We start from the raw sequence: 17,062 nt of genomic DNA on the forward strand, positions 1-17,062 counted from the left end.
CAAAATGCAATGGCTTCTTTTGCGATAACGTCGCTTACACGGCACTGAATACTTGATTTCCCCAGTGCAGCTCTAAGGTGGTAAGTTATTTTTCTGCGTTAGGAAGTTCTCAGCTTTCCTTCCTTCTCTGTATAACCGGTTAAAATAACTCGTGTCCTTTTCTTTGCTTTTATAAGTACATCCATTAATTGTTATTTACTATATCTTATTCAATTTATTTTTGCAAGTGTTAAAAAATATTATTTATTTAATTTAAAAAAGTGAAACCAAAAAATTTTTGGTTTCACTTCTCAATTTTACCAATCTTGTGGTTCGTAATTTAAGTCTGAAAATAGGCGTTTTTTCTCTTTTTTCGATAAATCTCTCCACTGTCCGACTGGTAAATTATTCAACTCAATATTCATAATTCTCGTACGTTTTAACGTGTATACTTGATAACCCAAAGCTTCACACATACGGCGGATTTGACGATTTAGCCCCTGTGTTAAAATAATTTTGAACTCATATTTTGATAACGGTGTAATCTCACAAGGAAGCGTTTTTGTATCTAAAATTTTAACACCTGCTGCCATTTTCTCTAAAAACTCCGGTGTAATCGGCTTATCTACTGAAACGATATATTCTTTCTCATGCTTGTTTTCAGCACGTAAAATTTCATTAACAATATCACCATCATTCGTTAACAAAATTAAACCGTCTGAGTCTTTATCAAGACGTCCAATGTGATTAATTCGTAAAGGGTGATTCACTAAATCGATAATGTTACCTTTAACTGCTTTTTCACTTGTACATGTAATACCTACTGGTTTATTTAAAGCGATATACACATGGTCTCGAGCAATTCGAAGCTGCTCTCCATTTACTCGCACGTCATCACCTGGATTTACTTGGTCGCCTATTTTTGCAACCTTACCGTTAATAATTACTCTTCTTTCATTAATTAACTTATCTGCTCCACGTCGAGATGCTTTTCCAGATTCACTAATAAATTTATTTATACGCAAGTTAGGCACATCCTTTTCTTAAAAAATTTCAAGCTCACACTGCTTCTACCGTACAATAAAAAAGGGTAAGCCTCCTATTATAACTTAAATATATTAACATGAAAGGGTATATAACGTCTTCAATTAATTACATGTTTATTAGAAAATAATTGGTTCTCTTTTCCTTTTCAACTCAAACTGTTTAGCAGTCAATAGATTCACCGTTGAATATAACATCATTTATTTACTTTTTTCATAGATAATATACCGATATAAGTTTGATTAATAATACCTAAGTACCTCACAATATGTGAAAAATAAAAAAGAATCCTTTTGAAAATAATCAAAATGGATCCTTCTTCAACTAAAATAATACTAGTTTTTATACAAAAGGGTTTTTAATAATTATAATCTTTAATTGAAAATATCATTCAATATCGTTCAACAAACAAAATAATCTCAAAATCCCTAATTTTTTACGCTTCAATATTTTCTTCACATACTCCAAAAAGAAGCCCTTGATTATCTATACAGTAAGCAAAGTAACCCATATTAGAAATAGCAGTTTTAGGTACAACTACTTGTCCATCATTTTCAATAACTTTATTTATGTACTCATCAACTGAAGGTACTTCAATCGAATTAGTCGTCCTGGTAGTACCATCAGGTGATTTCATTAATCCACCATCGATACCAGGTCTATCACTCTCACCTGTAATTATGAACCAATAGTCATGTGGCCCAGGCATTTTTTCAAACTTCCATCCAAAACTATTTGTATAAAATTGAATAGCTTCTTCAGGGTTTGGGACTTGCAATTCAAATCTTAAAACTTTACTCATTTACATACCCCCTCTTGTTCTTGTACAAAGTAACCATACCAGAACGAATGTTCTGTATCAACTTTATCTAAACCAGCTACTTTAACAAGTTCTAACTTTATTTCGAAGCGGCAACAGACCATTCTTCCTTCCGAATAACTTTCTTTCCATTTATATTTTCAACATACTCATTTACATTTGCTAACTGATATAACTCAGGGAAAATTTCTTTCATATAACGTTCGTGTGCTATTTCATCTTGCCAATACGTTAACACTATGTAACGTTTTTCATTTTTTAAAGACTTCCCAACAACTCCACCTAACATCCCTTTTGCGTTTTCCATTCCTTTATTCCAAATTGTTTCTTGCGTATGTAAAAAATTCTTTTCTTTTCCTTCTTTCACATCGCAAATTGCAACTCTTACAAATGACCCTTGTGCAATTACGTCTTTCAAAGGAGTTTCTGTTATATCATACAACGTTTGAAACATCTCAATTTTACAGGAAATATATGTACCTTCTTGATTACTATTTAGAAAAATTGTATCATGAGCATCATTCATGAATGATTGATATGCATTTCTATCTTTCCATAAAGTATACACACACGCTTCAGCTTCATTCCACCCACCAAACTGTCCATAGAATCCGTCTAAATACTGTAAATCACGCCATTTTTCTTGCGCATCAGAAAACAATTCCCTTTTCTTTTCTTCCACCTTGCAAAATATTGTTTTTAATAGCATTTCTAATCCCCCTTATGATACTGTTCATTTCCCACTTGCAACAATCTGTTTACATAATAAAATTATGTGAATGAATTGTATCTGCTGTTATACTCAATACACAAATAACCATTTTTAGTCACTCTAAATCTATCAAACCACCAAATTGATTTTATTTCAAATAATTCGGAATTTAAAGGAGATGTAATCCTACACGGATTACATCTCACTCTTAACTCATTTACATATTTACTATTTCAAAATAAAAAATGATTGCATTTCACTAATTGTATATCTATAATGTTTTTATTGATTCTATACACAATCAATGCGTTTAAGCTTTTAATTTTATAATTCGGATGAACCATTCAGGAGAAGGTCTATTGATCTACCGACGGGGCAAAAAGTTGCTATACCAACTTTGAAACTCTCAGGTCTTGTTTACAAGTAGAACTGCATGGGGACGAATCTCTGGAGAGACTCCCTCTCGCTTAATATAGCGCGGAGGAAAACGAGCACCGAAGGAGCAAATCCGCTAATCTAGCGGATAATCTCTCAGGTAAAAGGACAGAGACAAGCGAAAGAAAATGCCGATTTGTATCGGTTTATTTTTCTATACCTTGTTTCTCCAGAGACCATTTCCTTGAAGTGGTTTTTATTTTTTCTAAAAAAGGAGAATACAGATGGAGACAGTAAGTAAAGTATTAGAACAAATTAATCAGTATGTGTGGGGGTTACCAACTTTGTTGCTACTCGTTGGAACTGGTATCATTCTCACAGTGCGCTTAAAAGGTTTACAGTTTCGTAAACTAATATACGCTCACAAACTAGCATTTAAAAAATCAGAAGATACCTCTTCTTCTGGAGATATTAGTCACTTCCAAGCACTCATGACAGCTATGGCTGCAACGATTGGTATGGGAAATATAGCAGGTGTTGCAACCGCTGTTACAATTGGTGGTCCTGGTGCAATTTTTTGGATGTGGATTACCGCTTTATTCGGAATGGCAACAAAGTATGCCGAAGCAATTCTAGCAGTGAAATACCGTGTTAGTAATGAAAATGGTGAATACTCTGGTGGACCCATGTATTATTTAGAGCGCGGTTTAGGTAAGAAATGGCTTGCTGTTTTATTCGCTATATTCGGTACAACTGCTTCTTTCGGTATCGGTAATATGGTTCAATCTAATTCAGTTGCAGAGGCAATGCGAATCAACTTTTCTTTCCCCCCTGCATTAACTGGTATACTCATGTCATTCTTAATCGCTATCGTTATTTTGGGCGGTGTTAAAAAGATTGGTAAAGTTACTGGATATATCGTTCCTATTAAAGCTTTCTTTTATATAATTGCTGGTCTTATTATTATTTTCTATCACTTTGATCAAATTCCAGAAGCATTTTCACTTATTTTTTCTGGTGCATTTCAAGGTACAGCAGCTGCTGGTGGTTTTATTGGCGCAACAGTTGCATCTGCTATTCAAATCGGAATGGCACGCGGCGTATTTGCGAACGAAGCTGGTTTAGGAAGTGCACCAATTGCCGCCGCAGCTGCAAAAACTGATTCACCTGCAAAACAAGCTTTAGTTTCTATGACTGGTACTTTTCTAGATACATTTATCGTATGTACAATTACTGGTCTTGTATTAATTACAACAGGTGCATGGAAATCTGGTAAAACCGGCGTTGAAGCTACAACATTAGCATTCCAATCCGTATTCGGTACTGCTGGTAGTATGATTCTCGGTATCGCCATTATATTATTCGCCTACTCTACTATTTTAGGATGGTCATATTACGGTGAGAAGTGTGTAGCTTATTTATTTGGACAAGGTGCTGTACGATATTATAAAGCAATCTTTATCGTTATGATTGCTGTTGGAGCTAATTTAAAGTTAGGTGTTGTATGGACATTTGCCGATATCGCAAATGGGCTTATGGCGATTCCAAACTTAATTGGTCTAATTGGATTAAGTGGTGTAGTTGTCGCTGAAACAAATCGGTTTTTACAAGCAGAGAAATTGAAAGAAATTCATAATAAACAGACAAGTTAATTTAAGTTTAAAAAGAATGCTCCTAAACTGACGAGCATTCTTTTTATTTACTTTATTATACGAATCACCTGTTTCTGCAATTTCACTTCTTTATCTGCTTTTACTATTCCTCTTTCTTCAATTGAATGTTTATTTATAGTTTTATATTTTACATACGTATGAAATTCTGTCTTAAATGGAAACGGTGTGATTCGAATTGTTTCTTCTTCCACCCATTCAGCTTGAATAGGTTTCTCCTCCTTACTATTAAACATTTCTGTTCCTTCAAAACCATCTTTAAATAAATCAATTTCATCTTTCTTTTTTACACCAGGTTTATTCATACATACATATAAAGAAAGTTCATCACAAAACTTTAATAATCTATAATGTTTATCGAACATCATATATTGTTCTTTTGTTAACGTTTTCATTATTCTTTTTTGTCGTTCTAATTCATGCTTATAAAAAGACATCATCTCTTCATCTTCCTTATTTAGTGGAAATGATAAAAAGTGTTTACTACAAAGTAACGCCCCGTATGGATTAGAATCTTCAATTTCATTTAAGCCAATCGTATAAAAAACAAAGCGCAATGAGCTTGGACAATCCATAAATGTATATGGAATATTTTTAGCATCATTTAAAATTGGTACTTTATCAAGCTCTATCCATCCTCTATCATGCTCATATATAGCATCTATAGTTTCCATTAAATATTCCTGATTTTCAAAGAAATCTTCTTTTATATTTCTAGCAATCTCTCCAGCTAAAAAACCATGATCATGTTGACGAATTAATATACTTTCTTTCTCATTCTTTTCACGAAAAATCATCTGTATACTCCCCCTCACCTTCATACTACAGCTTTTTATATGCATCGATTCTTAATTTATCCCTGATTTTAGCAGGGATTCAGTCTCTTGCAACGAAATTAACATAACTATACAGTATTCTTTCTATTAGAAAAAGTAGCTTATTCTATAACATTCATTATACTAAAACTTTTATTCTAAAATTTTTTTATGAGGTGAAAACATGAACAAAACAGAATTAATTAAAAACGTGGCACAAACAGCTGATATTTCTCAAAAGGATGCTTCTGCAGCTGTACAATCCGTATTTGACACAATTGCTACTGCATTACAATCTGGCGATAAAGTTCAACTGATCGGTTTTGGAACTTTTGAAGTGCGTGAAAGATCTGCTCGTACAGGGCGTAATCCGCAAACTGGAGAAGAAATTCAGATTGCTGCTGGTAAAGTTCCAGCATTTAAAGCAGGTAAAGAATTAAAAGAAGCTGTGAAATAAACAAGAAACCAGCCATTTTATAGGCTGGTTTCTTGTTTATTTCTTATTTAAGCAGTTCCCTTATATTCTCTGCATGATACACTTCACATATATAAAATATACATTTGCAGTTACTTACAATTTGATACTTTCTAGTTGGATAAACATTCGCAGTAACAGAACATCCATCAAACAATTCAATAATATTTCCAGCTGGCTGATACCCTTCGTATAATACGTTTTTTCTTACTTCCATCTTTTCTATAAGCTTTTCAACTGGAACATTTCCATCCTCTAATTCTTGCTTTATAGTATCTGGTAAAAATGAAGTGTCCACAAAAATTAGATTTTCAGATAACACCTTACCTTTATAACTAATATTAGATACGCGATAAAGAAATGTTCCGTTTTTATCAAAGAAATTCTTTGCTTCTTTCGGAATGTACTGTCTATCCATTACCTCTTGTTCGAGAACATCAAATTGAACTGTATCATTCAAAAGCTTTTCTAAAGCAAGAATAGATGACGTATCTCCAGAAAATAAAATATTTTTAATTGCTTGTACATTATAAGTTAATTCGCTTTTTCTATTTTCCGCCACTAACATGAGGAACACCTCTTCTATAAAATATTTTATTAAACTTATTTATAATTTAAAAGCGATACCGCGTCTAACTGCGTAATTTCAGTTACTTCTTTACTAAATATTGCAATGGAAGCCATATACTCTAAACTAGGTCTTACATCTTCCATCATTGTATTTTCTGCTAACTCTTGTCTATCCTTAAAAATTAACAATTTTGGAGGATCATTTGGAGCTGATACTGTAATATCTACTGGTGGAATCAATAGTCCTTCACCTGTCGCTTTCAGCACTGCTTCTTTTCGAGTCCAATATGTTAAAAATCCTTCTAGTCGCTGCTCATCAGGTAATTTCATAACTTGTGCTATTTCAATGTCTGTTAATACGCCCTCTGCCATTTTCATAACATCTACATTTGGATTCATTTGTTCAACATCAACACCAACAGATGCAGATTTAGTAAATGCAACGACAACCCACTCACCCGAATGTGAGACTGATATTTGCGGCATACTTTCTGGTAATTGCGGCCTGCCATGTTGTAATTTACACACCGGGCACATTCGATCAATTGGTACTTGAACTGGCGACATAGAAAGTATCTTTCCGAGTACTAATCTACTAATTACGCAACCTATTATAAAACGTGCACGATCCGCTGAATGATGATATGAATTTGCTTTCTCTCGTTCAACACCATTTAGTAAATTGTAATGCCATGATTGTAAATCTGAAATTCGTGCCCACCAAATTTGACAACTATTCTCATTAAGAGTTGGTACAGAATCTACAACTTTACTCTCTATCATGTAAACTCTCTCCTTTTAAATACCAATATCACTTTATTTCAAAAGAATTTTAGCATGCTGCAACTCATTCATTTACAACTTCTTTCTCTTTTTGTAATACAGATAACGGCTTTTTATTCTTCTTTGACATTACCTCTTTATCAGAAATGCGTAAAGAAAATAGTAATGCTATGAGTAAAAATATTGCTGATCCAATTAATGCTGCTTGATATGGCAAGAAATCGGCTAGAGTATTATTTTGTACACTATTACTTCCAAAACCAGATAGTATACTAGCTAAAACAGCAACTCCTATTGCATATCCTAATCGATTTTGTACATTGAATATAGTAGTTGCTCTCCCCATAGAAGGTGGTGCAATATTATTAAAAGCAGAAAATTGAACCGCTCCAACAGACTGACCTAAGAAAATACCTATGCCAAACAATAATGCCCGAATTTGCCATGGATTCGTATCATGATTTACAAAGCTTAATAAAACAAATATAACCGCCGTACTTATTAATCCAATAGAGATTACCTTTCTAGCTCCTAATTTCTTATATGACCATGGCACAATCTGTGAAGAAATCATTAATCCAATTGCCTCTGGGAATGTAGTAAGACCCGATTCCAGCGCGGAAACTCCTATTACATTTTGATACATAAGTGGGAAAATAAATAACATTCCTAGTAAACCAGCTGATGAAAACAACGAAATAAAACTCATTTTTCTAAAGACCGGTTCTTTTAATAAGCGTAAATCTAACATCGGTTGCTTTACTTTCAGTTCTACAATAATAAACAATGTAATGAATACAGTCCCAGCTATTCCAGCACTCATAATTTCTGGAGAAATCCAGCTTTTTGATGGCCCTTGACTGAGTGCATAGATGAGCATCGCAAATCCTGGTGCTGAAAGAACAAAACCGAGAGAATCAAAGCGACCAGCTGATTTTTCAACATGCTCTGTTAAAAATAGAAGTCCAAATAGCAATGCAACGATACCAAACGGTAGATTAATATAAAATGCCCAGCGCCAAGACATTTGATCTACAAAGAAACCGCCAATAATTGGTCCAATCGCTGGTGCAACAGCAATTGGAAGTACAATAAATCGAGAAATTTTTGGTCGTTCCTCTGGTGAAAATGTTCGGAATAACATCGCCATCCCGACTGGTGTTAAAAGCCCGCCACCAGCACCTTGAATGATACGAAAAATGTTTAATGAAGTAATATCATTAGCAATTCCACATAATGCAGATGCAATTGTAAACACGAAAAGAGCAGTTAAAAATACTCTTTTCGTACCAAAGCGATCTCCTAACCAACCGGAAATCGGAAGGAAAACAGCTAAGCTAACTAAATACCCAACATTAACTGTCCCCATTGCAGATGGCGGCACTTGTAGTTCTTTACTTATCGTTTGCAGTGCTACATTCACAATCGTTGCATCCATCGCAGCCATAAACATCGCTGTTATATATACGATACCTACAACTACTTTTGGATTTATTTTTGCTTTCATTATTGTTTTCCTACTCATACTTTTTTGCTAATTTGATTTTTTTTCGGCTCTAAATCGTTCCAGTTAACTTCAACATATTCTAAGCAAACCTGCCTACTAGCTTCTTCATGCACGATATTCCAACCAATAGGTACATCGAGGAAAGCAGGCCAGAGAGAATGCTGGCCCTCCTCATTCATTAATACTTTATATGTGTAATTATCATTTTCAAATGGATTCGTCATACTCTACTTACCCCTTTCTTATCCTGCAAATATTTCACTAATACTTGTCCAATTTCTGTAAGCGGACCTGGCTGACATAAATCTTTATGTCTACAATCAATATCATGCTGCACGATTTCCCCATCTAAATAATTTAGCCACGTATTTGGAGAAATAGGATCAAACCAGTCTGGTATAACAGTAGATCTAAAGAATAAAATATCCCCGTTATAAACTTTCGGTACGTATTTCCCTAACAACCCTACCGAATTTACATATGTTTCTTTCAAGTTCAAAATAGTCTCTTCTTCAAGACTTGCTAATGCACTTCCATCTTTGCGAAGTATTTCAACCGCACTTTCCATGGTAAGTGGTTTACCATCCATGTTATCCGGGTCATATCCACCTAAAGCAAGTAATGCGATTAACGCTTCTTCTTCAGTAGGTGCTTCTGTATTTGGTAAAAAGTGCCCTGGATAAGAATCGAGCATAACGAGTAATTCTACTTCTTCTCCTTCATTTTGTAGTTGCGCTGCCATTGCATGAACAACATTTCCTCCAAGCGACCAACCGAGTAAACGAAATGGTCCGTGAGGCTGTACTTCACGAACGTGTTTCAAATAATCCGCCGCCATCTCCTCTAAGCTTTTTGGAAGTTCTTCATTTTTAGCGATACCACGTGCTTGTACACCATAGATTGGATAATCTGTTCCTAAAGATTTCATAAGCCCTGCATAGCACCAACTTAATCCACCTGCTGGGTGTACACAAAATAGTGGTAATTGGTCCCCGCTTGCTCGTAATGGAAGCAACACATCAAGTGCACTTTGACCATTCCCCATTTCAAGTCTTTCAGCAAGCCCTGCAACAGTAGGTGCCGCAAATAAAGTTCCAATATTTAGTTCAACTCCAAGTGCCTCTTTAATGCGGCTCATAAGTTGCACTGCAAGAAGTGAATGACCACCAAGATCAAAGAATCCGTCATCAATTCCAATTTGAGGCACACTTAAAACTTCTGTAAACAAGTCACATAACATTCCTTCTTGTGGTGTTCTTGGTCCACGGCTAGAAGATGATGCAATAAATTCTGGAGCTGGCAATGCCTTTCTATCTAATTTACCGTTTGGAGTTAAAGGTAACTCATTTACTACTACAAAAGCGTATGGAACCATATAATCTGGCAAACTGCCTCCAGCATACTGACGCATTTCATTCGTATCAATCGTTTCATTATTTGATGCGACGATATAAGAAACTAATCGTTTATCCCCTGGTTGATCTTCCCGTACAATAACAGCTACTTGTTCAACTTTAGGATGTTTCATTATTACCGCTTCTATTTCCCCTAATTCAATTCGGAATCCACGAATTTTAATTTGATGATCTGCACGTCCTATATAATCTAACGTACCATCTTGACGCCAGCGCGCTAAGTCTCCTGTACGATACATTCTTGTACCTTGCTTACCAAATGGATCTGCGATAAAACGTTCAGCCGTTAATCCTGCTCTTCCTAAATATCCACGGGCGAGCCCTGCACCTGCAACATACATTTCTCCAACTACCCCTGGTGGCACTGGTTGTAAATAGTTATCTAATACGTATACTTTAAGATCCGGTATACTGCACCCAATTAAACTATTTGCTCGTAAAGAGACGATACTCTCATCTAACTCAATATAACTAACATGTACCGTCGTCTCCGTTATACCGTACATATTAATAAGCTTCGGTGAATTATGAGGATGACGACTATACCAATCTTCTAATCGACTTAGTTCAAGTGCTTCTCCTCCAAAAACAACATATCGTAAAGATAATTTTTGACCAATCTCTTCATTTTCACGATCTGCTTGCATCAATTGATAGAACGCTGATGGAGTTTGGTTTAAAACAGTAACCTTTTCCTTAACAAGAAGCTGTAAAAATTCTTTCGGTGAACGACTTACAGTATGTGGTACTACAACTAGACGTCCTCCGTATAATAAAGGTCCCCAAATTTCCCAAACTGAGAAATCAAAAGCGTATGAATGGAACATCGTCCACACATCGTCCGCGTCAAATTGGAACCAATGATCAGTTGCTCCTAAAAGTCTTACTACATTTTGATGAGGTATCATAACGCCTTTCGGTCTACCTGTTGAGCCTGACGTATAAATAACGTAAGCAATATGTGAAGGAGATAACGGCTTAATGCGCTCCATTTCATCAATATTGTCTTCACTATATTTCTCAATTTCTTCTATTACGTTCACATCATCAACTAAAATCTTTAGTGCCTCATCACATTCAATTTCCACATCTGAATTTATTAAAACACATGATGGTTTCGCATCGTGTAGCATAAATGAAATACGATCTGACGGATAATCCGGATCTAACGGTAGGTATCCCGCACCAGCTTTAAGAACAGCTAGTAAGCTTACAACCATATTTAATGATCTCGGCATCGCTAAAGCAACGAGTTGATCAGGACCGATTCCTTGCGCTATTAACAAACGAGCTATTTTATTCGCTTTTCTATTTAGCTCTTCATAAGTTAGCACTAGATCCTCAAAGACGACAGCAATAGAATTTGGACTTACATGAGCCTGCTTTTCAAATAATTGTGGCAATGTCATTTCAGGTACAATTTGAAAACCACCATTCCACTTTTCTAAAACTGTATTTCGCTCGGCTAAAGTTAATATTTCTAATCTACCAATTGATTGATCCGGATGTTTCGCTGCATCATCTAATAACAGAATGAATCGTTCTATTAGTTTTTGAACCGTTTCACGTTTATATAAATCAGTACTAAACTCTAACAATCCGTGTAAGCCGTTTGGAGTGCCATCAACTCCGTTACTCTCGCTAATTTCAAATGTTAAATCAAATTTTGCAGAGCCAACACTTTGAATTTCAAGGCTCGCTTCTATATCTGGTACATTAAACGTCGCTTCTGGCGTATTTTGGAAAGCTAACATAACTTGAAACAGCGGATGACTATTTCGAGTTCGTACTGGGTTTAACACTTCAACGAGTCGTTCAAATGGAACATCTTGATTTTCATAAGCTGCAAGGTTTGCCTGCTTCACTCTATTCAATAATTCTTTAAAGCTTGGATCTCCTGATGTATTTGTACGTAACACTAATGTATTTATAAATAAACCGACTATATCCGAGAGTGCATCGTCGTTTCTTCCAGCGATCGGACTGCCAATTGGTATATCAGTACCAGCACCTAATCTTGTAAATAGCGCACTTAGTCCTGCTTGCAACACCATAAACAAACTAACTCCATTTTTACGAGCGAGCTCTACTAATCTACTATGCATACCTTCATCTATATGAAATTGCATTGTTTCCCCGCGATAACTCGTTTCAATTGGACGCTGAAAATCTGTAGGTAACTCCATTTGATCTGGTAAACCTTTTAGCTCCTCTTTCCAAAAATCTAATTGTGTTGAAATTAGACTATCTGGTGTCGTTTCATCACCTAGTAGTTGCTGTTGCCAAAGTGAATAATCTGCGTATTGCACTGGAAGTGTCTCCAGCTGGACTCTGTTACCTTGACATCGTGCTTTATACGCCGCTGTAAAATCTCTTGTTAACGGTTGTAATGACCAACCATCTCCTACAATATGGTGCAGAAGAATAAGCAATACATGTTCGTTTTTACTTACTTTGAAAAGTTGTAAACGAATTGCTGGTTCGATATCAAGATTAAAACTATATCTTACAGCTTCAAATAGCGTACTTTCTAATTCATCCTTACATGTTTCTGTTTTAATTATTCTTAAATTCAATTTATCCATTTCTAAAATTCTTTGATATGAACTACCAGATGCATTCGGGAAAATCGTTCTTAGTGTTTCATGTTTCTCAACTACATCATAAAAGGCACTTTGTAGTGCTTCCTCGTTCAATTTTCCAGACATACGAATGACTACTGGAATATTATAAGTAGGACTTGGACCTTCTAAGCAATTTAAGAACCATAACCTGCGCTGTGCAAATGAAAGTGGAACTTCATTTGGTCTATTTGCTTTCTTAACAGCTGGTCTTGCGCTTTTTGCCAGGTCCAATTGTTTTGCTAATTCAGCAACAGTTGGTGATTCAAATAGTTTTCCAATTCCTAATTCCACACTTAACGTTTCACGAATTCTTGCCATTAAACGAGATGCAAGAAGCGAATGACCACCCATTTCAAAGAAACTATCATCAATGCTGATTCGCGAAACACCAAGTACTTCTGCAAATAAATCACATAATATTTCTTCTTTCGGATTTCTAGCAACTCTCTCATTGTTCGTTCCATTAAAATCAGGAGCAGGTAATTTCTTTCTATCAACCTTACCATTTGGTGTTAATGGTAATTCTTCTAGCACAACAAATGCTGATGGTACCATGTAATTAGCTAAACTTTCTGAAACATAAGAACGGATTTCTGAAAGATTAATCGTTTCCTTCTCTTCGGCAACGATATACGCAATAATTCGTTTATCATTTGGATGATCTTCTCGTACCATCACTACAGCTTGTTGAACATTTTGATGTCCTTGTAATATCGTTTCTATTTCGGCTAATTCAATACGGAAACCACGAATTTTAATTTGATGATCTGCGCGACTCATGTACTCTAGCACACCGTCGTTACGCCATTTCACAAGATCACCTGTGCGGTACATACGCTTCCCTGGTTCTCCGTATGGATTTGCAACAAATCGTTCAGCCGTTAACTCAGGTTTTCCTAAATATCCGTTCGCAAGTCCTTCTCCTGCAATATATAATTCACCAATAACTCCAGGTGGAACAGGTTGTAACCCTGCATCCAATACATACACTTCTGTATTCCAAATTGGCCTTCCAATAGGAGGTATACCATTTTCACTGTCATCAATGTTCATGAAAGTAGACCAAATAGTCGTCTCAGTTGGTCCATATAAGTTGGTTATAGAGCAGCCTAATTCTTTTAATTTATTTGCTAAATGAGCCGGAAGTGCTTCACCACCAACGAGCACGTTTAGCCCTTGTAGCCTCTCTGGACATTCAGTTACTAACGCCTGCCAGAGCGTCGGTGTAGCTTGCATAATTGTCGCTCTTTCTTCTTGTAACAGTGTCATTAACGCCGAAGGCTCTTGGATTACCTCTTTTTGAGCAATTGTTATACTTGCACCACTAATAAGAGGTAAATAAATTTCTAGAGCAGAAATATCAAACGCAAACGTTGTAACTGCTAATAAATGATCGTTTTCATTTAATGAAAACGTATCTTGCATCGCTAATAAGAAATTACTTAAACCTTTCATAGGAACAATTACACCTTTTGGCTTCCCTGTTGATCCCGAAGTGTAAATTGTATAAGCTGGGTTTAAAGGTGATTCATCATTCTTAAATGATATATTCATATGCGAATATGTTTTTAACGCTATTTTCGTTTCTTCTCTATCTAATACGATTTTTTTAATATCATTTTCTATAACTAAAGCAGATGAAACAGATGAATGTGTTATGACACAAACTGGCTTTGCATCATTTACTATATAAGTAATTCGCTCGGCTGGGTATTCTGGATCTATTGGTAAATACGCTGCACCGGCCTTTAGAACTGCTAACATACTAACTACCATTTCTATTGATCTTGGAAATACTAAGGCTACAAACTGATTTGGTCGTATTCCTTCTTCTACTAAATAGTGTGCTAGTTCATTCGCTCGTTCATTTAGCTCTTTATACGTAAGTTTTATTCCGTTACAAGTAACCGCTATTTTATTTGAATTTTTTTGTACTTGTTTTTCAAATAATATAGGTAGATTAATTAGCTCTTCAGCTTTCTTAGTTTCATTCCATTCCAATAAAACTTTATGATTTTCTTCAGGAAGAGTAATGTTTATTTTTCCAATCGGCTCGTCTTTGTGATAATTATTTATCATTAATTCTAATAGATTCATAAATCTTTCTTTATGCAATGCTAGTTCCGTGTCATTATATACTTCCGGATTCGCATCAAAATGAATCATTAACTCATTTTCATCAAAACGCTTATATACATTTATCGATAAATCATCGACAGGTCCTGCTGATAAATTATGTGTAATACCACGATTTCCAGCAAAGTTAAGCCCGTAATCAAAAGGCATAACATTCACTAACGGCCCAAATAACCTTTGATTTTCACCTAGTAACTTCAAATCTCTTCTTAATTCTTCATGACGATATTTATGATGACGACGCATATCTCGAATTTCTTCAGAAACTTGCTGTATTAATTCCGCAAGAGTTATATTTGGAGTTACAGTGAGACGAAGTGGAACTAAATTCATTACCATGCTTGGTGTATGAATAGATACAGAACCAAGACGCCCCATCATTGGTAAACCTAAAACAATATCATTTGCACCTGTTAATTTATGCATGTAAATACTTGTTACGGCTACAACAAATTCGGGCCAACTCGTTAACGAAATATTAATATCTTCTAGTAAAGTTTTCGTACTAGAATTTGATAAATAAGCAGTTTCTCGTGAAAATCCATTTGATGTTCTCGGTGCTCGTTCTGCCAAACTTACAACTTCCGGTTCATCTGCAAACTTCTCTAACCAAAAAGTACGATCTTCCTGAAATTGTTTAGATTCACGATACTCATTATCTTCTTGTACAATTTTTGTAAGAGAACCAAATGGCTTTTCAGTCTTGTTTGTTTCTTCTATAAGTGATGTATACTCCTTGGCTACCTTTTGACTAAGAAGTGAAAATCCATAGCCATCCATCACAATGTGATGGATGCGCTGATACCAAAAGAAACGATTATTTTCAACTTGAATAAGTGCTTCAGTAAATAATTTTTCTTCTTTTAAATCTATCGGTACAGATAAATCATTTTTCATCCATACTTTAGCAGCTTCTTCAGGATTTTCTTCTGTACGAACGTCAATAAAATGCATATGAAACGTTGACGATTCCTCAATAACTTGCCATGGCCCAATTTCATCCTCTTCGAAACGAACATGTAGTGCTTCTGCTTCTGTTACAACTTTACGTACTGCTAATTCGAAAATTTCTTGATTAATATTTCCGTTTATTTCAACATATTCTCCAGTATTATAAATCGGATTAAACGGGTCTAATTGCTGCGCAAACCACATACCAGACTGCGCAGATGATAACGAATGACGAATCTTTTGACTGTTAGGCATTCTTTACTACCCCTTTATTATGTAATCTATTTGTTACAGAACCTGTGCTGCTTGTGAAGATAGTAAACGGTACCAATCGGAAACAGTTGGACGTTCTGCTAAATCTGCAAAAGTGATTTCTTTCCCTTCGCGACGCCATTTCTCTACTAAACTCATAATTCTGACCGAATCAAGTCCTCTATTTAATAAGTCTTCATCAATTTCAATACTCTCTACTGGCTCACGGAGTAGTTGTGCAACTAGTTCATGCACTTCCTGTAAAGTGATTCCTTCACCATCATCACCTTTTAAACTTTGTAACTCTTTTAATAGTAAGTTTGTTGATGTCGTAACTGCACATCTATCAGATGCATACTGCAATGCTTGTTTGTGATGCTCTAGTGAAAAATCAGCAACTGCATCTGCCACAAAGAATGGCTGGATACCATCCATAAACGCTTCACAAGCTGTTAAAAGGCAGCCAATATGCGCATAAATACCACAAATAACAAGTTGATCTCTTCCCTGTTCATTTAAAATTTCTAATAGATTCGTCTTTTTAAATGCACTATATCTCCATTTTGTTAGAAATATATCATCCTCATCAGGAGTAAGTTCATCGACAATTTTCTTTTTATCTGGTCCAGCAGGAATACCATCACCCCAAAAGTCTTGTAATAACCCTCGTTGTTCTAACGTTTGTCCACCAGGCTGTGCTGTATAAACAACTGGTATACCAAGTTCCTTGCATCTTTCTCTTATCACCTTAATATTTGAAATTAGTTCTACTTTTGGCGATTCTTTATCGCTATATGCATCAAGAAAATATTCTTGCATGTCATGGATTAGAAGAACCGCACGTTTCGGATTTGGCGTCCAATTCACTTTATTTTTTGGTAGTTCTGATTCAACTGGCATTTTATATACTGAAATAGATGGGATAGCCATCTAA

General features: G+C 35.5%; 12 protein-coding genes, 1 riboswitch and 1 other annotated feature (1 of these 14 cut by a window edge). Of the genes, 2 read left to right on the forward strand and 10 right to left on the reverse strand.

The features are described 5' to 3' along the window. Positions 1–173 (reverse strand) — a binding site (T-box leader); it reaches 49 nt to the left of the window's first position. A gap of 123 nt (positions 174–296) precedes the next feature. From FT637_RS15785 to FT637_RS15795, 3 genes are all read right to left on the reverse strand, one after another. After that, positions 297–1,004: a pseudouridine synthase gene (locus tag FT637_RS15785; protein WP_193647098.1), complete on the reverse strand. Its 708-nt coding sequence runs from the start codon at positions 1,002–1,004 to the stop codon at positions 297–299. Between the two features lie 455 nt (positions 1,005–1,459). Next, on the reverse strand, positions 1,460–1,825 hold the full coding sequence (locus tag FT637_RS15790; RefSeq protein ID WP_193647099.1) for a VOC family protein: 366 nt from the start codon (positions 1,823–1,825) through the stop codon (positions 1,460–1,462). A gap of 97 nt (positions 1,826–1,922) precedes the next feature. After that, positions 1,923–2,552, reverse strand: coding sequence for a DUF4937 domain-containing protein (locus FT637_RS15795; RefSeq protein ID WP_193647100.1), 630 nt, complete (start codon positions 2,550–2,552; stop codon positions 1,923–1,925). A gap of 440 nt (positions 2,553–2,992) precedes the next feature. Continuing rightward, a riboswitch (glycine riboswitch) is annotated at positions 2,993–3,112 on the forward strand. Positions 3,113–3,214: 102 nt separating this feature from the next. On the opposite strand from FT637_RS15795, the gene FT637_RS15800 reads away from it, so the two are divergent. Then, on the forward strand, positions 3,215–4,582 hold the full coding sequence (locus FT637_RS15800) for an alanine/glycine:cation symporter family protein (RefSeq protein WP_193647101.1): 1,368 nt from the start codon (positions 3,215–3,217) through the stop codon (positions 4,580–4,582). Positions 4,583–4,629: 47 nt separating this feature from the next. Here FT637_RS15800 and FT637_RS15805 read toward each other — a convergent pair whose 3' ends face one another. Beyond that, entirely contained in the window at positions 4,630–5,397 is a 768-nt protein-coding gene (locus tag FT637_RS15805) for a DUF3891 family protein (protein ID WP_193647102.1), read from the reverse strand. A 202-nt stretch (positions 5,398–5,599) separates the two neighbouring features. Between FT637_RS15805 and FT637_RS15810 the strand changes: the two genes are divergently transcribed. Continuing rightward, complete coding sequence (locus tag FT637_RS15810) at positions 5,600–5,872, forward strand: HU family DNA-binding protein (protein WP_193647103.1); 273 nt, start codon at positions 5,600–5,602, stop codon at positions 5,870–5,872. A gap of 43 nt (positions 5,873–5,915) precedes the next feature. On the opposite strand, the gene FT637_RS15815 is transcribed toward FT637_RS15810, so the two are convergent. From FT637_RS15815 to FT637_RS15840, 6 genes are all read right to left on the reverse strand, one after another. Further along, positions 5,916–6,458, reverse strand: a complete 543-nt coding sequence (locus FT637_RS15815) for a cold-shock protein (protein ID WP_193647104.1) — start codon at positions 6,456–6,458, stop codon at positions 5,916–5,918. A 35-nt stretch (positions 6,459–6,493) separates the two neighbouring features. Beyond that, the gene (gene sfp / locus FT637_RS15820) at positions 6,494–7,243 is read right to left on the reverse strand and encodes a 4'-phosphopantetheinyl transferase Sfp (RefSeq protein ID WP_193647105.1); all 750 of its coding nucleotides are present in this window, start codon (positions 7,241–7,243) and stop codon (positions 6,494–6,496) included. 64 nt (positions 7,244–7,307) lie between these two features. Next, a complete protein-coding gene (locus FT637_RS15825; protein ID WP_193647106.1) occupies positions 7,308–8,750 on the reverse strand; it encodes an MDR family MFS transporter in 1,443 nt (480 codons plus the stop codon). Between the two features lie 14 nt (positions 8,751–8,764). Next, the gene (locus tag FT637_RS15830; RefSeq protein WP_193647107.1) at positions 8,765–8,974 is read right to left on the reverse strand and encodes an MbtH family protein; all 210 of its coding nucleotides are present in this window, start codon (positions 8,972–8,974) and stop codon (positions 8,765–8,767) included. Next, the gene (locus FT637_RS15835; protein WP_193647108.1) at positions 8,971–16,131 is read right to left on the reverse strand and encodes an amino acid adenylation domain-containing protein; all 7,161 of its coding nucleotides are present in this window, start codon (positions 16,129–16,131) and stop codon (positions 8,971–8,973) included. The genes FT637_RS15830 and FT637_RS15835 overlap by 4 nt, the downstream gene beginning before the upstream one ends. Before the next feature lie 33 nt (positions 16,132–16,164). Further along, a complete protein-coding gene (locus tag FT637_RS15840; RefSeq protein ID WP_193647109.1) occupies positions 16,165–17,058 on the reverse strand; it encodes an isochorismatase family protein in 894 nt (297 codons plus the stop codon). Between the last annotated feature and the right edge of the window lie 4 nt (positions 17,059–17,062).

The organism is Bacillus cereus, assembly GCF_015071065.1.
GTDB classification, from domain to species: Bacteria; Bacillota; Bacilli; order Bacillales; family Bacillaceae_G; genus Bacillus_A; species Bacillus_A cereus_BA.